20 protein-coding genes are annotated in these 25,331 nt (G+C 64.6%); 12 read left to right on the top strand and 8 right to left on the bottom strand.

Annotated features, from left to right (window positions below; genetic code table 11):
- Window positions 1-169: 169 nt before the first annotated feature.
- Both AC1PPK_RS22535 and AC1PPK_RS22530 read right to left on the bottom strand, forming a co-directional pair.
- A complete protein-coding gene (locus tag AC1PPK_RS22535; RefSeq protein WP_481115231.1) occupies window positions 170-1,585 on the bottom strand; it encodes a porin in 1,416 nt (471 codons plus the stop codon).
- A 278-nt stretch (window positions 1,586-1,863) separates the two neighbouring features.
- Complete coding sequence (locus AC1PPK_RS22530) at window positions 1,864-2,784, bottom strand: LysR family transcriptional regulator (protein ID WP_481115230.1); 921 nt, start codon at window positions 2,782-2,784, stop codon at window positions 1,864-1,866.
- A gap of 98 nt (window positions 2,785-2,882) precedes the next feature.
- Between AC1PPK_RS22530 and AC1PPK_RS22525 the strand changes: the two genes are divergently transcribed.
- The 6 genes from AC1PPK_RS22525 (at window position 2,883) to aroQ (ending at window position 8,370) form a co-directional block, all read left to right on the top strand.
- Window positions 2,883-4,214 carry a 2-dehydropantoate 2-reductase gene (locus tag AC1PPK_RS22525; protein WP_481115229.1) on the top strand — a complete coding sequence of 444 codons (1,332 nt, stop codon included), beginning with the start codon at window positions 2,883-2,885 and terminating at the stop codon, window positions 4,212-4,214.
- Window positions 4,215-4,286: 72 nt separating this feature from the next.
- Window positions 4,287-4,772, top strand: a complete 486-nt coding sequence (locus AC1PPK_RS22520) for a MaoC family dehydratase (RefSeq protein ID WP_481115228.1) — start codon at window positions 4,287-4,289, stop codon at window positions 4,770-4,772.
- On the top strand, window positions 4,772-6,025 hold the full coding sequence (locus AC1PPK_RS22515; RefSeq protein WP_481115227.1) for a CaiB/BaiF CoA transferase family protein: 1,254 nt from the start codon (window positions 4,772-4,774) through the stop codon (window positions 6,023-6,025). Before AC1PPK_RS22520 ends, AC1PPK_RS22515 begins: the two co-directional genes overlap by 1 nt.
- 2 nt (window positions 6,026-6,027) lie before the next feature.
- Window positions 6,028-6,846: a shikimate dehydrogenase gene (aroE, locus tag AC1PPK_RS22510; RefSeq protein ID WP_481118256.1), complete on the top strand. Its 819-nt coding sequence runs from the start codon at window positions 6,028-6,030 to the stop codon at window positions 6,844-6,846.
- A gap of 238 nt (window positions 6,847-7,084) precedes the next feature.
- A complete protein-coding gene (locus tag AC1PPK_RS22505) occupies window positions 7,085-7,918 on the top strand; it encodes a shikimate dehydrogenase family protein (RefSeq protein WP_481115226.1) in 834 nt (277 codons plus the stop codon).
- Window positions 7,919-7,932: 14 nt separating this feature from the next.
- On the top strand, window positions 7,933-8,370 hold the full coding sequence (aroQ, locus tag AC1PPK_RS22500) for a type II 3-dehydroquinate dehydratase (RefSeq protein ID WP_481115225.1): 438 nt from the start codon (window positions 7,933-7,935) through the stop codon (window positions 8,368-8,370).
- A gap of 6 nt (window positions 8,371-8,376) precedes the next feature.
- On the opposite strand, the gene AC1PPK_RS22495 is transcribed toward aroQ, so the two are convergent.
- Window positions 8,377-9,150 carry an IclR family transcriptional regulator domain-containing protein gene (locus AC1PPK_RS22495; RefSeq protein ID WP_481115224.1) on the bottom strand — a complete coding sequence of 258 codons (774 nt, stop codon included), beginning with the start codon at window positions 9,148-9,150 and terminating at the stop codon, window positions 8,377-8,379.
- A gap of 173 nt (window positions 9,151-9,323) precedes the next feature.
- Between AC1PPK_RS22495 and AC1PPK_RS22490 the strand changes: the two genes are divergently transcribed.
- Entirely contained in the window at window positions 9,324-11,228 is a 1,905-nt protein-coding gene (locus AC1PPK_RS22490) for a bifunctional sugar phosphate isomerase/epimerase/4-hydroxyphenylpyruvate dioxygenase family protein (protein WP_481115223.1), read from the top strand.
- Window positions 11,229-11,257: 29 nt separating this feature from the next.
- Window positions 11,258-12,484, top strand: coding sequence for an MFS transporter (locus AC1PPK_RS22485; RefSeq protein ID WP_481115222.1), 1,227 nt, complete (start codon window positions 11,258-11,260; stop codon window positions 12,482-12,484).
- A 173-nt stretch (window positions 12,485-12,657) separates the two neighbouring features.
- On the opposite strand, the gene AC1PPK_RS22480 is transcribed toward AC1PPK_RS22485, so the two are convergent.
- From AC1PPK_RS22480 to AC1PPK_RS22470, 3 genes are all read right to left on the bottom strand, one after another.
- Complete coding sequence (locus tag AC1PPK_RS22480; RefSeq protein WP_481115221.1) at window positions 12,658-14,889, bottom strand: FUSC family protein; 2,232 nt, start codon at window positions 14,887-14,889, stop codon at window positions 12,658-12,660.
- 139 nt (window positions 14,890-15,028) lie between these two features.
- Window positions 15,029-16,231 (bottom strand): ammonium transporter, encoded by a 1,203-nt coding sequence (locus tag AC1PPK_RS22475; protein WP_481115220.1) that lies wholly within the window; start codon window positions 16,229-16,231, stop codon window positions 15,029-15,031.
- Between the two features lie 239 nt (window positions 16,232-16,470).
- Window positions 16,471-17,250 (bottom strand): ferredoxin--NADP reductase, encoded by a 780-nt coding sequence (locus AC1PPK_RS22470; protein ID WP_481115219.1) that lies wholly within the window; start codon window positions 17,248-17,250, stop codon window positions 16,471-16,473.
- A 520-nt stretch (window positions 17,251-17,770) separates the two neighbouring features.
- On the opposite strand from AC1PPK_RS22470, the gene AC1PPK_RS22465 reads away from it, so the two are divergent.
- The 4 genes from AC1PPK_RS22465 (at window position 17,771) to AC1PPK_RS22450 (ending at window position 22,043) form a co-directional block, all read left to right on the top strand.
- Window positions 17,771-18,229 carry a pilin gene (locus tag AC1PPK_RS22465; protein ID WP_481118255.1) on the top strand — a complete coding sequence of 153 codons (459 nt, stop codon included), beginning with the start codon at window positions 17,771-17,773 and terminating at the stop codon, window positions 18,227-18,229.
- A gap of 145 nt (window positions 18,230-18,374) precedes the next feature.
- Complete coding sequence (gene ampD, locus AC1PPK_RS22460; RefSeq protein ID WP_481115218.1) at window positions 18,375-18,980, top strand: 1,6-anhydro-N-acetylmuramyl-L-alanine amidase AmpD; 606 nt, start codon at window positions 18,375-18,377, stop codon at window positions 18,978-18,980.
- Window positions 18,922-20,727 (top strand): phosphoethanolamine transferase, encoded by a 1,806-nt coding sequence (locus AC1PPK_RS22455; RefSeq protein ID WP_481115217.1) that lies wholly within the window; start codon window positions 18,922-18,924, stop codon window positions 20,725-20,727. The genes ampD and AC1PPK_RS22455 overlap by 59 nt, the downstream gene beginning before the upstream one ends.
- A gap of 596 nt (window positions 20,728-21,323) precedes the next feature.
- Window positions 21,324-22,043, top strand: coding sequence for a lytic transglycosylase domain-containing protein (locus AC1PPK_RS22450; RefSeq protein ID WP_481115216.1), 720 nt, complete (start codon window positions 21,324-21,326; stop codon window positions 22,041-22,043).
- A gap of 93 nt (window positions 22,044-22,136) precedes the next feature.
- Here AC1PPK_RS22450 and AC1PPK_RS22445 read toward each other — a convergent pair whose 3' ends face one another.
- Both AC1PPK_RS22445 and AC1PPK_RS22440 read right to left on the bottom strand, forming a co-directional pair.
- Entirely contained in the window at window positions 22,137-23,291 is a 1,155-nt protein-coding gene (locus tag AC1PPK_RS22445; protein ID WP_481115215.1) for a pyridoxal phosphate-dependent aminotransferase, read from the bottom strand.
- Between the two features lie 96 nt (window positions 23,292-23,387).
- Window positions 23,388-25,244, bottom strand: coding sequence for a phosphoenolpyruvate carboxykinase (GTP) (locus AC1PPK_RS22440; RefSeq protein ID WP_481115214.1), 1,857 nt, complete (start codon window positions 25,242-25,244; stop codon window positions 23,388-23,390).
- Between the last annotated feature and the right edge of the window lie 87 nt (window positions 25,245-25,331).

Raw genomic sequence — 25,331 nt, 5'->3', positions numbered from 1 at the left:
CGAAATCGATATGCAGGTCCCGCGCTCCTGGTGAGCTATCGCCGGCCAATGCCGGAGATGCTGCAGCTTCAGGATGAATTCGGCTGGAAGCACCGCCCGGCTCTCATGCCGGGTGCGGGACGCCTGCAAGAAGCAGCCCACCCCGAGTCGGGGCAGGCTGGGATGAGGCTCAGAACTTGAAGACGAAGCCGGTCTGGATGCCGTCGATGCGCTGTCCTGTGCGGTCGGTGCCGGAGAAGGTCTTGGTCAGGCCGGCCGAGCCTGCCGGGCCCCAGTTGCCGTTCTGCTGGTTGTCGACGGAGTCGAGCAGGGCGTAGAGCATCACGTTGCTGTTGAGATCGTAGTAGCTGGCGAGGGCCCAGCCCTTGGCGCCCTTGGATTGGCCGGTGGTGTCCTTGATGGTGCCCCACAGGCCACCGACGCGCCACTGGGGCGTGACGCGGTAGTCGGCGGAGAGCTGGTAGATCTCGTAGAAGATGTCCAGGCCGGTGCCGGGCAGGCCCGCGTTGAGGGAACCGCTGGTGCTGCCGGTCGGGTTGTTGCCGACGATGTTGCCGCCGACGTTGCTCAGCGCGCCGCTGCCGTTGGCGTTGGCGCCGCCGTTGTTGGAGCGCACGAAGGCGGCGTAGAGCTTGCCGCGGCCATAGTCGTAGTTGGCGTAGAAGCTGTGGTACTCGGCGTTCTTCTTCTCCGTGCCCTTGTAGTCGGGGCGGCCCTCGATGCCGGCGTAGCCGATGCGGAACGGCCCGTAGAGGTAGTCGAGGGCGAACTGGTAGACCGCCATATTGCTGGGGCTGACGGTGCTGCTGGAGGTGGCGGTGCCGGCCACCGGGTTGGCACCGGCGAAGGCGTAGTGGGCCTCGGCCAGCAGGCCGTTCCAGCGCGGCGAGATCCACGACAGGTCGCCATCGTAGCGGGACGGCACACCGAAGTTATTGACCATCGAACCCAGGGTGCGGGAGGTGAGGTCGAAGTAGTCGCCGCGGCCGAAGATCGCGGTGTTCTGGCGGCCGAGGCGGAAGTCGCCGTAGGGCGTCTGCACGCCGGCCCAGGCCTGGCGGTCGAACAGGCGGCCGGTGGTGGTCAGGCCGGTGCTGCTGGCGTTGGCGGTGTCGGCGGCACTGCCGTTGGTGAGGTTGAAGCCTTGTTCGAGCTGGAACTTGGCGACGTAGTCGGCGTTGATCGCCCGCTCGCCCTTGAAGCCGATGCGGCTGCGCAGGGCGGCGCCGTCCTGGGCGGAGAAGATGCGGCCGCCCGAACTGCTCTTCATGTAGTTGAGGTATTCGTCGAGGTTGCCGTACAGCGTGACGACACCGCCGCCCACGGCGAGGCTCAGCGGGCTTTGCGCGGTGCCGACGGTCACGTTGGAGGCGGCCGGGCTGCCCGCCGGCACGCTGGCCGGGACGACCGCCTTCACGGTGGCGGCCTGCTTCTGGTTGTCCTCCATCTTCTCGATGCGGGACTGCAGGGCCTGCAGCTGGGCCTTGAGGTCTTCGAGCTCACCGGCGAGCGCGACGCGGGGGCCGGCGAAGGTGGTGATGCTGGCGAGCACCAGCAGGGCGGGCAGGGTCTTTGGTCGGATCATGGATGTCTCCTCTGTCTTTGTTGTGCCAGCTCGAGGGAGCGGGCTTGTGTGGCGTTGCAGACCTCATTGGGTCAGCACGGCGCCGAGCTTACAGAGGAGGTTCCCGCGAAAAACCCGGCTCAACGCACGCTTTGCGCGATTGTTGATTGCGCTTGCGCGATTGACGCGCAGCTTCGAGGTGGAATGAAACAGGCCGCAAATTGCTGCGGCGCACCTAAAAATGGGTGCCAAAACGCCGATTCGAGACGGAAAAAGCCGGCAATGCCTGCCGGAATGGGCTAGCTGTGGCGCTTGTTGCCCATGAATAGTTCGGCCATCAGACCGCGCAGCCAGCGGTTGCCGGCATCGTGGTGATAGCGGGCGTGCCAGTGCTGCTTCACCTCGAAGGACGGCACCGGGATCGGGCAGGCGTATAACGCCAGGCCGCTCAGCCCGGCCAGGGTTTCGCCGATCTGGCGCGGCAGCGTGACCAGCAGGTCGGTGGTGGAGATGATCGCCCCCAGGCCGAGGAAGCCCGGCAGCTCCAGGATGATGCGCCGGCGCACGGCATGGCGTTCGAGGGCGCCTTCCAGCAACTGGTAGCCGGTGCCGGCAACGATCGCCACATGGCCTTCGGCCACGTATTGGGCCAGCGACAGCGTGCCTTCCAGATGCGGGTGGCTGCGGTTCGCCAGGCACACCCAGTCCTGGGGAAACAGCGTCTGCTGATAGATCCCGGACTCCAGCCACGGGGCGTAGCCCACGGCCAGATCAGCCTCGCCGGATTCCAGCGCCTGTGCCGTATTGCCGTCGATGCGGGTTGCCGCCAGGCGCACCTGGGGTGCCACCGCGCGCACGTGGGCGAGCACCTGCGGCAGCAGCGTGATGTGGCTCGCGTCGGTCATGCAGATGCGGAAATGGCGTTCGGCGCTGGCCGGTACGAACTCGGCTTCCCAGTTCGACAGGCGGCGCAGGGAGTCGAGTACCGCCCGCGCCGGGCCGATCAGCGCGTCGGCCGCAGGCGTCGGCTGCATGCCCGATGGGGTGCGGACGAACAGTGGATCTCGGAAGCGCTCCCGCAGATGGCGCAGCCAGATGCTCACGGTGGGCTGCGCCAGGCCGAGCTGGTCGGCCGAGCGGGTCACGCTGCGGGTGGAGTACAGCACGTCGAAGAGCTGCAGCAGCTTCGGATCGGGCAGGTCGGCGGGCGTTTCACTCATTGCATTTCGCAATATACACATTTCCTCCATTGCATTGTCGCTAGCTGGGGTGCGGCCTATCGTGCCGTCCAGCACAGCTCAACAAACAAGGAGGAAGCGTGAAGATCTGCATTCTGGGCGCCGGGGCACTGGGTTGCACCATCGGGGCCGCCCTGACCGAAGCAGGGTCCGACGTGTGGCTCATCAAGCGTTCCCAGGCCGACGTGGACGTGATGAACGCCAGCGGCCTGACCGTGGTGGGCGCCGACGGTGAGCGCCAGGTGGCGGTGAAGGCGGCCACCTGTGCCGCCGACGTCGGACCGGTGGACCTGGTGGTGGTCCTCGTCAAATCCTTCGACACCCGTGCCGCGATCACCGGAGCCACGGCGCTGATCGGCCCGCAGACGGTGGTGCTGTCCCTGCAGAACGGGCTTGGCCATGAAGACATCCTCGCCGAGGTGGTCGGCCGGGAGCGGGTGCTGGCCGGCAAGACCTACGTCGGCGGCGTGATGCTCGGCGCGGCGCGCATCATCGCCGGCACGGCCGGCAAGCACACCTACATCGGCGAGCTGGACGGTACGCCGAGCGAGCGGGTGCAGGCCATCGCTGCCGAGTTCGAACGCGCCGGCCTGGCTACCACGGTGAGCACCCACATCGTCGGCACCCTGTGGGACAAGCTGCTGGTCAACGTCGCCACCGGTGCCCTGTCGGGCATCAGCCGGCTGCCCTACGGCGAGCTTTACGCGGTGCCGGAGGTGAAGGCCACGGCGCTGGCCGCCGTCGCCGAAGCCATCGCGGTGGCCCGCGCGGCCGGCGTCGAACTCGGTTTCACCACGCCGGAACAGGCCTGGGACAAGGCCGCCGAAGGCCTGCCGGCGAGCTTCAAGGCGTCGATGCTGCAAAGCCTGGAGGCCGGCTCGCCGACCGAGATCGACTTCATCAACGGTTCGGTGCTGCGCTGGGGCCAGCGCCACGGCGTGCCGACACCGGTGAATGCGGCGCTGGTGGGCTGCATCAAGGGCATCGAACGGGCGCTCGCCGGCAAGCCGCCGGCGCTGCGTAAGGCGGCCGGGGCGACGCTGGCCTACGTGGAGCACGTGGCGGTGTGGGTGCGCGACATCCACTGGCACATCCGCTTCTTCCACGACGTGCTCGGCATGGGCCTGCGCGAGGTCCAGGGCCCCGTCGAGGCGCCGGCCCAGTACTGGACGCTCGGTGGCATGCAGTTCATGGCGCGCCCGGACTTTGACGGCCCCGAAGGCCGCCTCGGCCACATCGGCGTGATGTGCGACGACCTGGAGGCGGCGCTGGCGGCGGCCCGTGCCTTCGGCGTCAGCGAGATGCCCCAGGGGCGCAACTGGCTGCGCCTGCCCGACGGCCTGGCCGTCGAGCTGATCCAGGCCGCGCCGGGCAGCGTCGGCCAGGCGCTGGCAGTCCAGCCCCGCGCCTGATCCGCCGCCGTCTTTTCCCGTTCCATACCGACAAACCCGGGGACGCCGACGAGTCGCCCCGAGGAGACCCTCATGAGCAACGAAATCCAGGAGCTTTACTGGGACGACGCCTGTGTTGGCGACGCGTGCATCAGCCCCAGCTACGAAGTCACCGAGGCCCGCGTGATGGCCTACGCCGACCTGACCGGTGACCACACGCCGGTGCATACCGACGAGGATTATGCCCGCACTACGCCCTTCGGCACCCGCGTGGCCCACGGGCTGTTCGGCCTGTCCATCGCCGACGGCCTGAAGACGATCTCCGACTACCGCTTCGTGCCGGGCATGTCCCTCGGCTGGGAGTGGGGCTTCGTCGCGCCGATCAAGCTTGGCGACAGCGTGCATGTGGAGTTCCGCGTCGGCGCGGCGCGCCTGTCGAACAGCAAACCCGGCTGGGGCATCGTGATCCTGCCGTCCGAGCTGATCAACCAGCGCGGCGAGGTCGTCCAGAAGGGCGAGCATCGCTTGATGATCCCGCGCCGTCCGGGCTGGGAGTCAGCGCAGGAGGAGGTTCGGTGATGAGCCAGAATCTTCCCCTCGAAGGGATCCGCGTCATCGACTACAGCCACTTCCTGGCTGGTCCGCACTTGTCCCGCAGTCTGGCCGCGCTGGGTGCGGAGGTGATCAAGGTCGAGCGTCCCGGTGGCGGCGACGCCGGGCGCCAGCACGCCTATTTCGTCGGCGGCCAGAGTGGCTACTTCCTGCAGCAGAACATGGGCAAGCAGGGCTTGTGCATCAACCTGAAGGACCCGCGTGGCCTGGAGCTGCTTCACAAGCTGGTGGATGGTGCCGACGTGTTCGTCGAGAACTACCGGCCGGGCGCGCTGGACAAGCTGGGGCTGGGCTACGCTGAACTGTCGGCGCGCAATCCGGGGCTGGTGTACTGCTCGGTGTCCGCGTATGGCCACACTGGGCCGGACTCCCACCGGGCTGGCTTCGGCCTCATCGCCGAGGCCAAGAGCGGCATCATGCAGATGGTCGGTACGCCCGGCGAGGCGCCGCCGCTGCTGCGCATCGCGCTGGGCGACATGTACACCGGCACCACCGGCGTCGCCGCCGTATGCGCGGCGCTGCTCGGGCGGGTGAAGTCCGGCCGCGGCCAGCACATCGATCTGGCCCTGTACGACTGCCTGGTGTCGATGCACGAATACGCGGTGCAGGCCTATACCCTGTCCGGCGGCCAGGAGGTGCCGGAGCAGAGCGGCCACGATCTGCCCAACTCGACGCTGTACGGGGTCTTCGCCGCCCGCGACGGCAACCTGGTCATCGCCGCCCAGGTGGATGAGGCCTGGAAGCGCCTGGCCGGGCTGATCGAAGGGCAGGGCGGGCCGGTTGGCCTGGCCGCTGATCCGCGCTTCCACAGCGCTGCCGGCCGCAACGAACACCGCCTGGAGATCCTGCCGGTGGTGCGGGCCTGGGTGGCAGCCCGAAACGTGGCCGGCTGCCTCGCCCAGCTGGATGCCATCGACGTGCCCTGCGCCAAGGTGCAGCGCATCGACGAGGTGCTGGCCGACCCACAGGTGCTCGCCCGCAGGATGCTGGTGGAACAGGACCACCCGGTGCTCGGCAAGGTGCAGCTGCCCGGCCTGCCGTACCGCTTCTCCGGCTGCGATACCACCCAGAGCGTGCCGGCGCCGCTGCTAGGCCAGCATAACCGCCAGATCGCCGCCGGGCTGGGCTATGCAGAGGATGAGATCAATGCCTTGTTCCGGGATGGCGTGCTGTGCGCCGAAGAGGCGGTGATGGGGCTGGATGCTGGGGAGGCCGCGTGATGATCGACCGCTATGCCGTCATCGGCAATCCCATCGGCCATACCAAGTCGCCGCTGATCCACCGCAGCTTTGCGCAGGCCACCGGGCAGGTGCTTGAGTACTGCGCCATCGAGGGCCGCCTCGACGCCTTCGCCGACGACGTGCTGGCCTTCCGCGCGGCGGGCGGGCGCGGCATGAACGTGACGGCCCCCTTCAAGCTGCAGGCCTTCGCGCTGGCGGACGTGCCGAGCGAGCGGGCCCGGCTGGCCGGCGCGGTGAATGCCCTCAAGTTCGAGGACGGGCGGATTCTCGCCGAGAACTTCGATGGCGTCGGCCTGGTGAACGACATCCAGCGCAACCTGGGCCTTCAGCTGGCCGGCAAGCGGGTGCTACTGCTTGGCGCCGGTGGCGCGGTGCGTGGGGCCTTGCTGCCTTTCCTGGCGGCCGGGCCACGGGAGCTGGTGATCGCCAACCGCTGTCGTGACAAAGCGATCGCTCTCGTCGCCAGCCTGGCAGGGCAGGGGCCGTTGCGGGCCGTGGGCTACGACGAGCTTGCGGGCGAGGTCTTCGATCTGGTCGTCAATGCGACGTCGGCGAGCCTGCGTGGCGAGCTGCCGCCCGTGCCGCCGACGGTGTTCGCGCCGGCCGGGCTGGCCTACGAGCTGGCGTATGGCAAAGGCCTCACGCCCTTTCTCAGGCTGGCAGCGCAGGCCGGCGTGGGGCGGTTGGCCGACGGCGTCGGGATGCTCGTCGAACAGGCGGCCGAGGCCTTCGTCTGGTGGCGTGGTGTTCGTCCGGACACCACGGCCGTGATTCGGGAACTGACGGTTCCCCTGCGCTGAGGGGGGGCTGCGACGCCGCATCCAAGCTGGGCGATTGTCGCGCAGCTCTGTGCGTTAATCGCCCGAGACCGGCATCTGGCGGATTCTGCCGGTGTGTCCGCGTCGCTAAGCTGCGCTCCATGTTGCGTCGCCCGGGATGTCCCGGGCCTGGCCGCAACGCCGCGACGTACCGCCAGCTTTCCGCCCAGAGAGGGCCAACGGACGTCGCCGCCTTCCCCCGGATAAAAAGGAGACACCCATGATCAGTGGCAAAACGACCGTCATCGCTCACCTTGGCTACCCGACCGAAGCCTTCAAGGCTCCGATGATCTACAACCCATGGTTCGAGTCGAAGGGTATCGACGCGGTGGTGATGCCGATGGGCGTCAAACCTGAGGATTACCCGGCGGCGATCCAGTCCCTGCGCAAGATGACCAACCTGCGCGGTGCGCTGGTGACCATGCCGCACAAGGTCACCACCATGTCGCTGGTGGATGAGGTGACCCCCACCGCGCGTATCGCCGGCGCCTGCAACGCGATCCTGCTGCGTCCCGACGGCACGCTGCTCGGCGACCAGTTCGACGGTGCCGGCTTCGTGCGCGGCGTGCTGCGCAAGGGCTTCGAGCTGAAGGGCAAGCGCGTGCTGGTCTCCGGCAACGGCGGTGTGGGCTGCGCGATCGCCGCGTCGCTGGCGGCCGCTGGCGTCGCCGAGATGGCCTTGTTCGACAACTTCGAAGCGTCGTCGAAGAGCCTCGCCGAGCGCCTCGTCGCCCACTACCCTGAACTCGAGGTCAGCACCGGTTCGAACGATCCGGCTGGCTTCGACCTGATCGTCAACGCCACGCCGCTGGGCATGAAGGAAGACGATCCGCTGCCCTTCGACATGGACCGCGTGGCGCCGACCACCTTCGTCGGCGAAGTGGTGATGAAGCAGGCGATCACGCCGCTGCTTGCCGCCGCCCAGGCCAGGGGCTGCCCGTTCCAGGTCGGCACCGACATGCTGTTCGAGATGATCCCGGCCTACCTGGAGTTCTTCGGCTTCGGTACCGCCACGCCGGACGAGCTGCGCGCCGTGGCGCAGATCAAGTACTGAGGAGGATGAGCACAATGAAGAAGATCCTGATGCTGCACGGTATCAACCACAACATGTTCGGCAAGCGCGACCCGGTGCAGTACGGCACCATCACGCTGGAGGAGATCGACGGCCAGCTGCAGGCGCTGGGCCGCGAACTGGGTGTCGAGGTGGACAGCTACCAGACCAACCAGGAAGGCGACATGTGCCTGCGCATTCACCAGGCCTTCACCGACGGCGTGGACGCGGTGCTGATCAACGCCGGCGCCTGGACCCACTACAGCTACGGCATCCGCGACGCGCTGGCGATCCTGACCTGTCCGATCGTCGAGCTGCACATGTCCAACATCCATGCCCGCGAACCCTTCCGCCACGTGTCGGTGTTTGCCGACATCGTGAAGGGGCAGATCTGTGGTTTCGGCGTGGACAGCTATCTGCTGGCCCTGCGCGCGGCGGTGTCGGCGATCCGCTGAGGGGGCTTACAGCAGGGACAGCAGGGCGTGTTCGGCTTCGCGCAATACCGGCAGGGCGCGAGTCAGCGCCTGCTGGGAGGTCTCGTTGCCGATCGGCAGGCTGACGCTGATCGAGCCGACGACCACGCCGGCACGGGTCCGCACCGGTACCGCGATGCCGCGGCGGTCCTGCTCCAGTTGCTGTTCCAGGATGCTGTAGCCGTTGGTCCGCGCCTTGTCGATGACGGCGCGAACGTCTTCCACGCTGGTATAGCTGTGCGGCGTGTAGGGTATGAATTTGCGCCCCGTCAGCCAGCGCTCCACTTCTTCGGGCGGCTTGCAGGCCAATAGCACGATGCCGGCCGAAGCCAGGTTGGCGGCGATCCGAGCGCCCAGCACGAACCCCAAGCTCTGCACGCGGCCCACGCCGTTGCGGGCGACGAAGACCACTTCATCTTCGTCGAGCACCGCGAAGAAGGCCGAGCCGCCCAGTTCGATGCTGATCCGCTGCAGGAAAGGCTGTACGGCCCGAGGTACCTTGGCGGAATCGAAATAGGACCAGCCCAGGCGCAGGATGCGCGGCGTCAGCCAGAAATGGGTGCCGTCGCTGTCCACGTAGCCCAGATGCTGCAGCGTCAGCAGGTAGCGTCGTGCCGCGGTGCGGGTGATGCCGGTGCGTCGCGCGGCCGTCGACGGGGTCAGACGCGGGTGGGCGTCGTTGAACGCCTCGATGATCCGCAGGCCCTTTTCGAGGCCGGCAATCCAGTCTCGTCGGTCGAGTTCCAGTTCTTCTTCGGCCATTTCCGTGTCTCCGTTGTCGGGCTCCGACCGTTTGAAGGGGCAGGTGCAAAGCGCGCGATTGTTGGTGTTGGGTGCGCGATTGTCGCGCCGTAAGCCCCCTGGGGCAATGGCCCGCCCGAAGCGGCCTGCCTAAGATTCTGTCCATAAACAAGCACAACAGGCGGAGACCCTTGATGCGCCGAGCCATTGCCACTGTCTGCATCAGTGGAACCCTCGAAGAGAAGCTGGAGTCCATTGCCCGCGCGCGTTTCGACGCGGTGGAGATCTTCGAGAACGACCTCATCTACAGCCGCATGTCGCCGCGCGAGATCCGCCAGCGCTGCGCCGACCTGGGCCTGGGCATCGACCTGTACCAGCCCTTCCGCGACATGGACGGCGTGGACGACGCCCGCTTCAAGCGCAACCTGGACCGCGCCCAGCGCAAGTTCGACCTGATGGTCGAGCTGGGTGCGCCGATGCTGCTGGTGTGCTCCAACGTGCAGGCCAACACCATCTGCGACGACGAGCTGATGGCCTCGCAACTCCACGCGATGGCCGAGAAGGCCGCTGAGCGCGGACTGCGCATCGCCTACGAGGCACTGGCCTGGGGCCATCACGTCAATCGCTACGGCCATTCCTGGGACATCGTCAAGAAGGCCGACCACCCGCATCTGGGGATCTGTCTGGACAGTTTCCATACCCTGTCGCGTGGCGACGATCCGGCCGGCATCGAGCAGATCCCGGCCGACAAGCTGTTCTTCCTGCAACTGGCCGACGCGCCGCGCATGGTGATGGACGTGCTGCAGTGGAGCCGCCATTACCGCTGTTTCCCGGGCCAGGGCACCTTCGACCTGGTCGGCTTCATGGAGCATGTGCTCAAAGCCGGCTATCCGGGGCCGCTGTCGCTGGAGATCTTCAACGATGTGTTCCGTGCTGCGCCGAACCGTCGCACGACCCTCGACGCGTTTTCGTCGCTGCTTTACCTCGAGGAGCAGATCCGCGCCCGCCTGGAAGCCCAGGCCGTCGGTGATCCGGCCGCCCGCGCGCTGACCGAGCGCATCGAGCTGTTCAACCCGCCGGCGCCGCCCAAGCTGCGCGGCCTGTCCTTCATCGAGTTCGCGGTGGACGACGCGTCCGGCAAGGCTCTCGGCAAGGCGTTGCAGGGGCTGGGCTTCGACCATTCCGGCACCCACCGCACCAAGAACGTCGAGCTCTACCAGCAGGGCGATGTGCGCCTGGTGCTCAACAACGAGCCGGGCTCCTTCGCCAGCGACTACTTCCAGCGCCGCGGGCCGTCGATCTGCGCGCTGGGCCTGGCCACCGACGACGGCCAGCGGGCAGTGAACCGCGGGGTGGCCTTCCACGTGCCCAGCCACGCCGGTCGCGTGGGCCCCAACGAGGCGCTGATTCCGGCGCTGCGCGCGGTGGACGACAGCATCATCTACTTCGTGTCCCAGGCGCTGGAGGACAAGGGCTTCCTGGAGACCGATTTCGCCATCGATCCGGCCAGGCAGGGGCGCAGCAAGGCCGGCATCTACAAGGTGGATCACCTGGCCGAGGGCTTCCCTTTCGAGCAGTTCGATACCGGCGTGTTGTTCAACCGCGTGGTGCTGGGCCTGCATCCGCAGGAAAGCATGGAGCTGGCTGACCCCAACGGGCTGGTGCGCAGCTGTGCGATGGTCGATGCGAGCCAATCCCTGCGCATCGCGCTGAACGTGTCCCACAGCCGCGCCACCGTGACCGGGCGCAGCATGGAGGCGCTGCAGGGCGGGGGCGTGCACCACATCGCGCTGGCCAGCGATGACATCTTTGCGACCGCCGAGTACCTGAGGAAGCACGGCATCGCCCTGCTTGACGTGCCCGACAATTATTATGAAGACCTGCCGGCCCGTTTCGAGCTGGACGACGCGCAGCTCGAACGCATGCGCCGCCTCGGGGTTCTCTACGACCGCAACGAGGAGGGGGAATTCTTCCACTTCTACACCCAGATGTTCGTGGACCGCTTTTTCTTCGAAATCGTCCAGCGCCGTGACGGCTATGCCGGCTTCGGGGCTTCCAATGCGCCGGTCCGCATGTCGGCCCAGGCGAGGAGGAGCTGAGGGCCAGACGGTTTGCGGAGTGTGCAGGGGTGAGTGAGAGAAGGGTTCCCGAGTCGATACGTGCGTTGCGGTCGGCCAATTTCCGGCTGTACTTCTTTGGCCAGGCGGTGTCGCTGCTGGGCTCGTGGATCCAGCAGGTGGCGCTGGTGTGGCTGGTGTACCGGCTGACCGGATCGGCGGCGCTGCTCGGCGTGACCACCTTTGCGTCACTGGCCCCGCAGCTGCTGATCGGGCCGCTGGCCGGCGCGTGGATCGACAAGCAGGACAAGCGGCGCTGCCTGATCATCGTGCAGTCCCTGCTAGCCACCCAGGCGCTGACGCTGGCGGTGCTGACCGCGCTGGGCTGGATCGGGCCGACGCTGATCGTTGCGATGTCCCTGCTGCTCGGCGTGCTGGGCAGCTTTGATGCGCCGCTGCGCCATTCGCTGATCAATGCTTTCGTGGAAAGCCGCGAGGATCTGCCCAATGCGCTGGCGCTCAACTCGATGCTGGTCAATGGCGGCCGTTTCTTCGGGCCGCCGATAGCCGGGCTGCTACTGGGGTTGAGTTCGGAGGCGGTGTGTTTCGGCCTCAACGCGCTGTCCTTCATGGCGCTGATCTTTGCGGTGCTACGCGCCGATGGACGGATGCCGGAGCCGGTGCGCGGTCCGGTCGGGCGGGTCTTCAAGGAGGGCGCGTGCTATGTGTGGGACACCTGGTATGTGCGGGTGCTGATCGGCGTGGTGATCGGGGTGAACCTGACCGCATCGAGCTATGCGACGCTGCTGCCGATCCTGGCCAAGGACGTGTTCCTCGGCGATGCCAAGACCCTCGGGTGGCTGTGGGGCGGGGCGGGCGGTGGCGCCTTCCTGGGGACCGTCATGCTGACCCGCGTGCGTTCGTTGGCGCGGCTGAGCCAGGGCGTGGTCGCCGCGGTGGCGATCAGCGCGGTGGCGCTGGTCGGGATCGGCGCCAGCCACCTTCCGGCACTGGCCTTTGCCGGGCTGGTGTTGCTGGGCTTCGGCATCACCGTCTGCAATGCCGGCATCAACATGCTGCTGCAGTCGAGCACGCCGGAGACCATGCGCGGCCGCGTGGTGTCCTTCTTCATGGCGACGCGCTTCGGCTTCGACGCCATTGGCGGGCTGGCCGCCGGCCTGCTTGCTGCCTGGTGGGGCGTGCAGGCGGCCTTGTGGATCGAGGGCGTGCTGTTGTTCGTCTGCCTCGGCTTTCTTTTTTCCCATCGTGGGCGGCTGGAGAGTGACCTGCGGCACTGAACTTGTACTGACTTTTCCCACCCGGCGGGCACCTCTCCCTCCCAAACTACCCGCCGGTCTTTCGCATCCCGCCGAGCATTGCGCTTCGGCGGGATTTTTTTGCGTGCTCGGGGTCTGGAAAGGGGGCGCGTAACGAGCAGGAAGGCGTTGGCTGAACGCCCATGGAGGCGAATTTACTTGCCCGTAACCGTCTGCCCAGGGCTTTCCTGCATGCCGCCGCCGGGTTCGGCCGGCGTCGGGTGCAATACCTGCTCCGCATCCTCCCTGACCTGCGCCGCGAGCTCGCTGGCCAGGCCGAGGCGGCGCAGCAACCAAGGACTCAGGTCCTGCTCGAAAGGGTCGGGCAGGGCGAGGTTCTCCATTGCAGCGCAGGGTGCTGGCGCCAATGTTGCCTCGGGTGCAGTCAGGGCCCGGTCGATGGCTACGGTGGCCTGTTGCAGCGGAAGCTGGATGCGTGCCGCGTCGAGGCGGCCGCGGCGTGACATCAGCATCGTCTTTACCGCGGTGAGCTGGGCGAGCAGCTGGTAGTTGTGGGCCAGCAGGCGCCCCAGGGCTTCCAGCGGCGGCCGTACCGCGCGGGGCTCGGCGAGGGATTGCTGGGTGGCTTGCACCAGCGCCGACAGGCTGTCGTAGGCTTCGCGGCGGGCCAGCCGCCAGGCCAGTTCGGGTTCGTTGTCCACCGCCTGCAACTGCCCCAGGCCCAGCGCGATGCGGGCGTGGTGGGCCTGGGCGGCGAGGCTGCGGGTCACGAGGGCCGGGATGCGGCCACGTTCCCAGCTGGGTAGCACGTAGGCGAAGGCCCAGGCGATGGCGACGCCAGCCAGCGTGTCGGCGATGCGCTCGATGACTTCGAAGGTGGCGCTGCCGGCGTTCAGCATGTGGCTCTGCACCAGGCCCATGACCGTCGCGGCCACTGCGGCGACGACGTAGCGCCGGACCGCGAAGGCATGGGCGACGCCCTGGGCCAGCATGACGACCAGCAGCAAGAGGAGCACCGGTGGATGGGCTGCCAGCAATGCGCCGGTCAGCACGCAGCCGAGCAGCGTGCCCAGTACGCGATGGTTCCGGCGTTCGACGGTCTGGGCCAGGCTGCCGCGCAGCACAACGACGATCGTCAGCAGGATCCAGTAGTCGTGGGTGCCCCAGGGCACGGCGAGGGACAGGGCGTAGGCGCTGCCGATGGCAAGGGCGGCGCGGATCGCGTGGCGCAGCGGCGGTGCGTTCCAGTGCCACAGCTCGGCGAGGGGGTGCCAGGACCAGGTCGTGGGGCTGACGAAGGCTTGCCAGGCTGTGCGTACCAGGCTCAGGTCGGGCAGTTCCTCGCCGCGGGCGAGGGAGATCAGGCGCAAGGTTTCGTCGTTGATATGGCCGAGGCGGTTGCTGAGGCCGCGAGCCAGCATTGCCGTCGACGGGGCGCTGCCGTCGACCTGGCTTTCTTCATTGGGCAGTTCCAGGCGGGCGAGTTGGGGCCGGTGGCTGGCGAAGGGCTCGGGCGGGCGACCGATGAGCAGGGCGTCGGCGAGGCCGTCCAGTTCGTCGGCCAGAGCGCAGAGGATCTCGCCGAGGGCGTTGAGCAGCGGCGGGTGGCCGGGGTGCGTGCGTAGCGTGTCCACGTCCAGCTCGCTGGCCAGCAGGTGGTCGCGCATCTCAAGCACCTGCAGCAGCATGCCGGCCAGACGCTGGCGGCGTGGAGTGCGTGGGGATTCGAGCAGGATGTTGCGGGCCGCCTGCAGTTGGTCGGCCAGCGCGGCCTGGCGCCGCAGCAGCTCGCCGATCAGCGGGGCGGCATCGGACGCTTGGGTCAGGGCGCTGAACTGCCGTGCCTGGCAGCGCATCAGTCCGGCCAGCGCAAACAGCACGTCGGCCAGCATCTGGATCCGATAGCGGGCATTGAGGGCCGAGTTGGCCAGGCTGGCGAACACCAGGTAGCCCCCGCAGCCGATGGCGCAGTACAGGCCGGTCGTCGCGATGCTGCCGGTGCCCTCGTGCACCGGCACGGCCATCGACAGGACCACGGCGAACATGATCGAGATGGAGATCGGCAGCCCACGCTTGCCCCACGCGCCCGCGAGGAAGGCGATGAAGCTGGCCGGTACCAGCAGCAGGCCCAGCAGCACCGGCGAGTTGTGCAGGGCTTGGACGGCGAGGAATAGCGGCAGGCCGATCAGCGCCGCTGGCAGCAGTTGCCAGAACTTGCCGCGCTGGGGCGCAGGCTGGTCCGGCGGAATCACGATGGCCACGCCCACCGACGCGGCTGCCGCGGCGAAGGCGCCGAAGTAGAAGTGCATGCTGCCCGAGATCAGCAGCATGCCGAGCGCCGCCACCAGACCGCTGGCCGCGTAATGGCTCAGCGCGATGCGCCGGGCGGCCCGCAGGGGCCGGTCGATGCGGGAACGTGTCTGCATGCGCCTGGGCCGGGCTTCCGGCAAGGGTGTCGATAGCAGGCAGAGGTTACGGTGCTGGGATGGGGAGAGGCAAGGCGGCCGGCGACCATGAAAAAGAAAAGCCGGCAGGGCCGGCTTTTCGTGACATTTGTACTACCGTTTACCAGTGCGTTTCCCGGTCCGGCGTGGCGGTGATCTTGTGGATAGTCAGGTCGGCGCCGTCGAATTCTTCTTCTGCATCCAGGCGGATGCCGACGATGGACTTCAGCGCGCCATAGACGATGGTGCCGCCCGCTGCGGCGACGACGATGCCGCCGGCGGTGCCGATCAGCTGCGACACGATGCTGATGCCGCCGATGCCGCCCAGCGCCTTGGCCCCGAAGATGCCCGCCGCGATGCCGCCCCAGGCGCCGCACAGGCCGTGCAGCGGCCACACGCCGAGCACGTCGTCGATCTTCCAGCGGTTCTGGGTGATGGTGAACAGCTGAACGAACAGCACGCCAGCGATCAGGCCGGTGACCAGCGCCCCGATCGGATGCATCAGGTCGGAGCCGGCACACACGGCCACCAGGCCGGCCAGCGGGCCGTTGTGGATGAAGCCCGGGTCGTTCTTGCCGAGGACCATTGCTGCCAGCGTGCCGCCGACCATCGCCATCAGGGAGTTGAGGGCCACCAGGCCGCTGACCTTGTCGAGGGTCTGGGCGGACATCACGTTGAAGCCGAACCAGCCGACGGTGAGGATCCACGCGCCAAGGGCCAGGAAGGGGATGTTGGAAGGCGGGTGGGCGGCCACGTTGCCGTCCTTGGTGTAGCGGCCGCGGCGGGCGCCGAGCAGCAGCACGGCGGGCAGCGCAATCCAGCCGCCGACCGCGTGCACCACCACCGAGCCGGCGAAGTCATGGAACTTGGCCCCGAAAGCCGCTTCCAGCCAGGGCTGAATGCCGAAGTTGTCATTCCACGCGATGCCCTCGAAGAAGGGATAGACGAAGCCGACCAGCAGGAAAGTGGCCACGCTCTGGGGATGGAACTTGGCGCGCTCGGCAATGCCGCCGGAGATGATGGCCGGGATGGCGGCGGCGAAGGTCAGCAGGAAGAAGAACTTGACCATCTCGTAGCCGCTCTTCTGGGCCAGCACTTCGGCGCTGGAGAAGAAGTTGACGCCGTAGGCCACGGTATAGCCGATGAAGAAGTAGGCGATGGCCGACACGCCGAAGTCGGTGAGGATCTTGACCAGGGCATTGACCTGGTTCTTCTTGCGTACCGTACCGACTTCCAGGAAGGCGAAGCCGGCGTGCATGGCAAGCACCATGATGGCGCCTAGCAGCACGAAGACAACGTTGCTGGTGTTACTGATTTGCTCCATTTTGGGCTCCGAAAATGAAGCGAGGCACCAAGCAGGTGCTGTGCCAGCTCAATTTTGGTGAAAAAACCTGATGAATTAAGGGCTTGCTATCAGGGTATGGTGTGGCGTGGCACCATGATCGTGCGAATTTGAAATGTGCGCACCAAATTAATGCGCAAATCTTTCGATTTTTGATTCCCGACTGATTGGGGGAAGAGGCTTTTCACCGTCTTGGTGCGGCCTGCTTTTGAGGCGGCTGTTTACCAGGCGTTCTCCACCGCAATCTGTGCCGGCGCCGCCAGTCTACTGAGACGAAAGCCCCGCCCGAGCAAGGCCTTGTGAGTGTCGTGGACCATGTTCGGGCTGCCGCAGATCATGATGCGGGAGTCGGCCAGGGTCAGCGGAATGTCCAGGTGCGCTTCCAGCTCGCCGCTCTGCAGCAGCGCCGGAATGCGCGCGTGGAGCGCACCGGCAACGGTGTCGTCGCGGGTGGCGACCGGCTGGTAGATCAGCTTGTGGCCATGCTCGGCCCACAGGGGATGGTCCTGCAGGGCGGCTATTTCCGTTTGGTAGGCGAGGTCGTCGGCATTGCGCGCGCAATGCACCAGGATGAGGCGTTCGAAGCGCGTCCAGGTGCTCTCATCCTGCAGGATCGCCAGGTAAGGCGCCAGACCCGTACCGGTGCCGAGCATCCACAGGTCACGTCCATCGGCAAAACGGTTGGTGGTGAAGAAGCCGAAGGGCTGGCGCTCCATCATCAACTCGTCGCCGACCTGCAACTGCTCCAGGCGGGACGTAAAGGCGCCGTCCGGCACGATGATCGAGTAGAACTCCAGGTGGTCGTCCCAGGTTGCCGACGCCATGGAGTACGCCCGCCAAACCGGCACCCCGTTGGCCTGGTGCAAGCCGAGGCGCGCGAACTGCCCCGGCACGAAGCGGAAACCCGCCTCCCGGCTGATCCGGAAGGACAGCAGCCGCGGGCTCCAGCGGTGCAGCCACAGGATGCGTGCCGGAAGGTACTTCTCGTTGGGGGCGTCCATCGAGTCTCTCCTTTTCAGGTCTGTGGGGAGAATTCAATCGCTCATCGCCGATTCGACCGTCTGGGGGCAGAGGAATTCGCCACAGGGATGTTTCCCTCGCTCGTGCTATGGCAGGTGTCCATGCCATTTTGGCGTGGGCATGAATACGCCATTGGGGTGGCCAAGGGGAGATGGGGTGGCCGGACGCCGCTGGCCTACCTGTAAGGGAGTGGGTTCAGGTTGGACTTGAAACGGTTCAACTCGAACCTGAACGGGTTCCCTTGGAGCTGAACCCGTTGCCCTTTTGGTACTTCGCCACGTCCAGGACTGACGAATTCTGGCAGGGGGTGACGAAAAGCGTCACATGAAAGATGGGTTCCCTGGGGAGGCAGGAGCCGGTCAGGCCGCTTGGAAACTAGCAATGGCTTGTTTCAAAATGAAAAAATTGAAATTGGTAAAATTTGGCACGCTGGTTGCCTATATCAGCACGTACGAGGCAACAGCCCGCACCAACCAAATTTCAACGAGTGGAGATCACATCATGAAAAAGCAAAGCGGTTTTACGCTGATCGAACTGATGATCGTCGTGGCGATTATTGGCATTCTGGCTGCTGTGGCGATTCCGCAGTATCAGGACTACACGGCGAAGGCGAAGGCGTCAAATATGATGACTTCGATTGATGGGTTGAAGGCAGCAGTTGCCCTTTGTATCCAAGAGCAAGGCGGTGTTGCTTCGAATTGCAAGGATGGCGTAGATCCCATCAAGACTTTTACTTCGACCAAGGAAATCAAGTCCGCAACAGTCGCTGCCGGTGGCAAAATCACTGTTACCTTCCAAAGCGGCATTGGTACAGGTGTTGATGGACAGACCGTGACCTTGACGCCGGATAACACGACTGATGCCAATACTATCGTGTGGACCGTAACTACTGACGTGACTAATGAAGCGGTGAAGCAAGCTCTGTTGAAGAACAACAAGACGGCAGCAGCTGCTAGTTAATTATTTGATTAGTTAGTGGCTGATTATTTCTCCATGCAGGCCCGAGAGAAAATTCTCTCGGGCTTTTTTCTGCAGTGTGCATCGGTTTCGGCTAGGTCTCACCCATAGCTCTCCGTGTGTACGCTCTTTCTGGCTATCCTATTCTGTGCAAGTGGTGTTGTCTCCTAATCACGATCTCCGTCCTAAAATGCTTGTCAGGCTGATCGTCATCCACGCAATCAGCTTGCCCCCTGGACGGCATGGCGGTCGATGTGTCGAGCAACTCTTTACAAACACTCTTGATCAGGCCGAACACCCTTTTTTTGAGACGATCAAGGATTTGAGGGTGTCCGCCCACTACTTCATTCGTCGCACGGGAGAGGTGATTGTGTTCGTCCCCCCCGAACTCAGGGCATGGCATGCGGGCGTGTCCAGTTGGCGGGGAATGTCGCGTTGTAACGATTTCTCGATCGGGATAGAGCTTGAAGGGGGCGACGAAATTCCTTTTGAGGTCGTGCAGTACTCGGCGTTGGCCGATGTGATCGCCGATTTATGCCAACGGTTCCCTATTCAGGGGGTTACCGGGCACCAACATATTGCGCCGGGGCGTAAGACTGATCCTGGTCCGCATTTTTCCTGGCAGCGGCTGCGTGACGCCCTGGAGTCGGCGGGTGCGCATCGCGCCGCCGAGCTGGTCGAGCCGCAGGATGAGCATGAAGCGGAATGGATCGATCGATGGCCTTTCCCCTTGGCTGGAAGGCCTGCCAGCTGATCGCATGCTGAACAAACGGGCTTTCTTTTTTGCCATTTGTACGCTCAGTTTGAGTCCCACCATCCTGACGTTGTGCACCGCAGGAGGTGTTGACGCCATGCAGTCTGATTGGCGTATCGACACCCTGCTGATTGCGTTGGCGAGTTGTGTGCTGTTGCTGACCCTGCCGCGTCGTCTGTGGTTGGGGGGCGTGATGTTGGCTCCATGGGTGTTGCTGGCACCCTTTGAGTGCTTCTATATCCTGAACTACGGTAAACCGAGTGATGTCCATGTGCTGGGAATCCTGTCGGAGACCAATCCGGAGGAGGTGCTTGGCTATCTGGGGCCGAAGTTGTTTCTCTTTGGGGCCAGTTTTCTGGCTGTCGCAACCCTTCTGTTCGTGGTAATTAATCGGGCGCGTGAGCAGGATTGGAAATGGCCGTTGCGTATCCGTTCTTGGGCGGTATTCATTAGCATCAGCTTGCTGGCTATGCCTGTTGCTGCCATCGTTTTTGATCCCATGGATGCTTCCATTCATGGTAATGAGCGAGAAGATCCAAACGAGAGTCTAAGCGAAGCAGGTCTTAGCCCGTCACTCACAAGGCTGGCAAATCTATATCCTTTGGGAGTGCCATTACGTTTCTATTCATATTGGCGCGAACGAAGTACGCGTCAAAGTTATCAGGCCCGGATCGAACGGTTTCGTTTTGGTGCAAGCCTCGCCAGTCCGGCAAAGGAGCGGCGTATTCACGTGCTCGTAATCGGCGAGACAGGGAGGCCGGATCGTTGGCAGCTCAATGGCTATCCAAGAGAAACCACGCCGCGCTTGATGCACCAATCCAATCTGGTGAGCTTCAGCGATTTCATATCACCTTGGGCGTGGACACGAATGGCTGTACCGGTGATTCTGACCCGCAAGCCTGCAACGAACCGAAGCGCCTTCTTTCCTGAGCGATCGCTGATCTCCGCGTACCGGGAAGCAGGTTTCAAGACCTATTGGCTTTCCACCCAAAGCCCGTTGGGCGTCCATGACAGCTCCATCGCTTTGCATGCAGCAGAAGCGGACGTCACGCGTTTCTATAATCTTGCCAATTACAAGTTGAGAGGTGGAATGGATAGTGATCTGCTCGCGCCTCTTGATGAGATTCTAGGTTCCGGTGAGTCCTTGCAGTTGATTGTTCTGCACACGCTCGGTAGCCATTTCAACTACAGCCACCGTTACCCTGCCGCTTTCGATTATTTCCGACCATCTCTTAATGATCTGTCACGCGCTGACCTGCATGACCGCAGCCAGCGTATTGAGATGGGAAATGCCTACGATAATTCGGTTCGCTACACAGACCATTTTCTTGCTGAAGTCATCGCACGACTGGAGAGGACGGGGGCCACGGCCACGTTGTTCTATGTGGCCGATCATGGGGAGAATCTGTTTGACGGTGAGTGCGACGAGAGCGGCCACGGTCATCAGACCGAGCATGATTTCCGGGTGCCCGCCTTGTTTTGGTACTCCGAGCGGTTCGCCCAGACATTTCCGCATAAAGTTGAACTCGCCCAAAGCAGGCGCCATGCTCGGTTGTCGACGACATCCGTTTTTGCGTCGATGCTTGAATTAGGTGATGTCCAGCTTACGGGAGACGCCTTAGCTTCCAGTTTCATTCATCCGGCGTGGACGCCCGCTCCCAGAGTGACTCAGACTGGCCTTGATTTTGATCGGTCAGGCCGGGATGCAAGGTGTAGATCACTTGTGGCCATCCGCAAAAAAAATTAAGGCCTGAAAGCAATGTTGAACGTTGTTTTTTGCTATGGCTCAGGAGGCTTGGTGAGGGCCGGGCAGGCGTAGATGTTCCCTTTGTCAGTGCATACCGCCGCGTCTAGCCATGTACAAGCGTGTGGCCCGGCAATGCTTGATTTGCCGTGGGCGCTGTCCGGGGGCGTCAGCCTGCAAGGTATTTTTTATAATGCTTTGTGGATTAGTTTGCGCAGGGTGAACTCGGGTTAGATTGACAAAACCCAGTCGAATCAATAGAATGCGTTTCGTCTGCATTTTTTGGCGCAAAACTCTTGTTACAAGTCGGTGCCTGAGCTGCCGCATAACCGGCCTTCTTCCCCCCGGTTACTGACCTGTCCGAGGTCTGGCTCGGTACTTTTTTTGGCACGCTGTCTGGTTGCATCAGCGTGTTTGGATCAACCCCTGGCGACCTAGTCCTTCGAGCGCCGTCGGCCGGTTTGGTTGGCTGACGAGTTGAACCCGGCCCTGTTTTTTCGAGGGCTGTCGGGTGATACAAACGGATTTTCTGTCCCTGCTGTCCTGGGGGCGGTTGTGCGCGCGCGTTTGCTGGACTGTGGCCACAGAAAGGAGAGCCCATGTTCGCAACTCGTATCGCGAAGTTCGCACGTCACGCGGCTTCACTCATGCTTCACTTCGCCCACGGCGGTCTTCTTGTCGCGGGTCTCGTCCTCACGCTGTTCGTGGCATCCCGGATTGCCAATCACGGTGTGCAGGGTTTGTCCCTTGATAGTTTGACCGGTAGTACCGAAGTACCTGTCTCTGCTGTTGCCGAAGCGGCTGCGGAGCCGGAGGCTGACATCATCCAGGCGGCAGAAAGCGTGTCGCCGGTCAAGCTCAGCCCTGATCTGCAGCGCGTAAAGACCTATGTGGCCAAGCGCTATCAGGTGTCGGCAGTGGCCCTTGAGCCGCTGCTGGCGTCCGCTCAGCAGACCGGGCGCAGCGTGGGCGTGGACCCGCTGCTGCTGGTGGCCGTGATGGCTATCGAGTCCCGCTTCAATCCCTTTGCCGAGAGCCCGTTGGGTGCGCAGGGCTTGATGCAGGTGATCCCCAAGTTCCACCCCGACAAGGTGGATGTGAAGTCGGACAAGAGTGCGCTGTTCGACCCTGAAACCAATATCCGTGTCGGCGCGCTGGTGCTCAAGGAGTACATTCAGAGTACCGGTTCCGTTGAGCGGGCCCTGCAGCAGTATGGTGGTGTCGGCGATCCGTCGGCCCCCTACGCCAGCAAGGTGATGGCCGTGAAGGCCATGCTGAGCCAGGTGGCCCGCAGTGGAGGAAGGCTCGTCGGCGCCTGACGCGCGCCCGGGTCTGGGGAAGAGAAACCCGCCGAGAGGCGGGTTTTCTGTTTTCTGGGGCCCCGATCCTGCCGAGAGGGCGGGAATCCGTTTCTAGAGGACGCGGGCGATGCGTTCCGCGGCTTCGAGCAGGCGTCCTGCGCCCGTCGTGTACGCAATGCGCAGATGGAGTTCCGGCCCGTTGTCGCCGAAGTCGATGCCGGGCGTCGTGGCGACACCGGCTTCCTCGATGAGGAGGCGTGCCAGCGACTGGCTGTCCTTGGCGATGCCGGAGATGTCGGCGTACAGGTAGAAGGCGCCCTGGGGTTCGGTGGCGAAGCGGAAGCCGATGTCGCGCAGGGCGGGGAGCAGCGCGTTGCGGCGTTTGGCGAACTCGTGGCGGCGCTCTTCGAGGATGGCGATGGTGGCTGGCTCGAAGGCGGCCAGCGCAGCGTGCTGGGCTGGCGTGGAGGGCGAGATGAAGAAGTGCTGGGCTAGCTTCTCGATGTCGCGCACATAGGCCTCGGGGGCAACAAGCCAGCCAAGGCGCCAGCCGGTCATGCCGAAGTACTTCGAGAAGCTGTTCACCACGAAGACGTCGTCGAGGCGGCTGAGGGCGGTGCAGGCATCCACGCCGTAGTTGAGGCCCTGGTAGATCTCGTCGACGATCAGCACGCCCTTGTGCTGGCTCACGGTTTCCTGCAGTGCAACGATTTCGTCGAGCGCGAGCAGTGTGCCGGTCGGGTTGGCCGGGCTGGCGACCATCAGGCCCCGGGTCTGCGCGGTCCACGCGGCCTCGACTTGAGTGGGTGTGGGCTGGAAGCGGGTGCTGGCGTCCACTGGCAGGGCGCGTGGGATGCCCTCGAAGCTGCGCACCAGGTGGCGGTTCGACGGGTAGCCGGGGTCGGGCAGCAGCCATTCGTCGCCCGGATCGGTCAGCACCGCGAGGGCCAGCATCAGTGCGCCGGAGGCGCCGGGAGTGACGATGATGCGCTCGGGCGGGACGTCGGCGCCGAAACGGTCGTGGTAGAAGCGGGCGATGGCTTCCCGTAGTGCGGTAAGGCCGAGGGCTGGCGTGTAATGCACGTGGCCGCCTGCCAGGAAGCGCTGGGCTGCTTCGACGATGGGTTGAGGGCTGGCGAAATCCGGCTCGCCGACTTCCAGGTGGATGATGTCGCGTCCGCTGGCGGCGAGTTCGTGCGCGCGCTTGAGGATCTCCATCACGTGGAAGGGCTGGATGTCGGCCATGCGGCGGGCACTGCGGGTCATAGGTGTCGTTCTTGGTGAATGGGCGGGGCAACAAAAAAGCGCCAATTGCTCGGCGCTTTTTTGCGTTACCTGAGCAGCCGGCTGGCTGCTGCGAACTTACACCGACAGGGCCAGTTCGAACAGTTCGCGCTTGAGCGTGAACTGCTTGGGCAGGCGGTCCTGCAGCTTGTCGAACCATTCCTGGTGGCCGGCCAGCTCGGTCTTCCAGGCGTCGGCGTCGATCTTGACCAGCGCGTCGAACTCGGCCTTGGTCACGTCGGAACCGGTCCAGTCGATGTCTTCGTACTGGGGCATCCAGCCGAGGGCGTTCTCGGTGGCGTGTACGCGGCCGCGAACGCGGTCGACGATCCACTTCAGGACGCGCATGTTCTCGCCGAAGCCGGGCCACATGAATTCGCCCTTCTCGTTCATGCGGAACCAGTTGACGCAGAAGATGCCCGGGGCCTGATCGACGGTGTGGCCCATCTTCAGCCAGTGGTTGAAGTAGTCACCCATGTGGTAGCCGCAGAAGGGCAGCATCGCGAACGGGTCGCGGCGCACCACGCCCTGGGCGCCGAAGGCCGCGGCGGTGGTTTCGGAGCCGAGGGTGGCGGCCATGTAGACGCCGAAGTTCCAGTTGAAGGCCTGGTACACCAGCGGCACGGTGGTGGCGCGACGGCCGCCGAAGATGAAGGCGGAGATGGGCACGCCGGCGGGATCTTCCCACTTCGGGTCGATGGACGGGCACTGGCTGGCCGGAGCGGTAAAGCGGGAGTTCGGGTGAGCAGCCTTACGGCCGGTTTCCTTGGCGATTTCCGGGGTCCAGTCCTTGCCTTGCCAGTCGACCAGGTGAGCCGGGGCTTCCTTGGTCATGCCTTCCCACCATACGTCGCCGTCGTCGGTCAGCGCGACGTTGGTGAAGATGATGTTCTCGCGCAGGGTGGCCAGCGCGTTGTAGTTGGTCTTCTCGGAGGTGCCGGGGGCGACGCCGAAGAAGCCCGCTTCCGGGTTGATCGCGTAGAAGCGGGTGCTGCCGTCGGCTTCCTTGCGCGGCTTGATCCAGGCGATGTCGTCGCCGACGGTGGAGATCTTCCAGCCGTCGAAGGACTTGGGCGGGATCAGCATCGCGAAGTTGGTCTTGCCGCAGGCGGACGGGAAGGCGGCGGCGACGTAGGTCTTCTCGCCTTCGGGGCTTTCCACGCCGAGGATCAGCATGTGTTCGGCCAGCCAGCCTTCGTCGCGGGCCATGTTGGAGGCAATGCGCAGCGCGAAGCACTTCTTGCCGAGCAGGGCGTTGCCGCCGTAGCCGGAACCGTAGGACCAGATCTCGCGGGTCTCGGGGTAATGGACGATGTACTTGACGGTCGGGTTGCAGGGCCAGCGGGAGTCTTTTTCGCCGTGGGCCAGCGGAGCGCCGACGCTGTGCACGCAGGGCACGAACTCGCCATCGGTGCCGAGCACGTCGAAAACGGCCTTGCCCATGCGCGTCATGGTGCGCATGTTGGTGACCACGTAGGGGCTGTCGGAGATCTCCACGCCGATGTGGGCGATGGGAGAGCCGAGCGGGCCCATGGAGAACGGAACCACGTACAGGGTGCGACCGTGCATGCTGCCCTTGAACAGTTCGTTCAGGGTCTTGCGCATTTTGGCCGGGTCTTCCCAGTTGTTGGTGGGGCCGGCGTCGTCCTTGTTGGCGGAGCAGATGAAGGTGCGGTCTTCGACGCGAGCCACGTCGGACGGATCGGACCAGGCGAGGTAGGAATTCTTGCGCTTTTCCGGGTTCAGCTTGATCAGCATCCCGGCTTCGACCATCTCGGCGCACAGGCGGTCGTATTCTTCTTCGGAACCGTCACACCACACCACGCGGTCGGGTTCGGTGAGGGCGGCGATTTCGGCAACCCACTGCTTCAGTTTTTCGTGCTTGACGTAATCGGGTGCGGCGGCGATGGCGGCTTCGGCAATGCTTTGAGACATCTGACGATTCTCCAGGACGTTACGGATGCGTTGTTTCAAGTTGCCGGTTCGGGAGGCTTCCGGCTGGGCAATCGCGTCTTGTTGGGC

The sequence above is a fragment of the Zoogloea sp. JDB1 genome (assembly GCF_056724025.1).
Note: the sequence above shows the minus strand (reverse complement) of the source record. Positions and strands in the feature narration are given on the sequence as shown.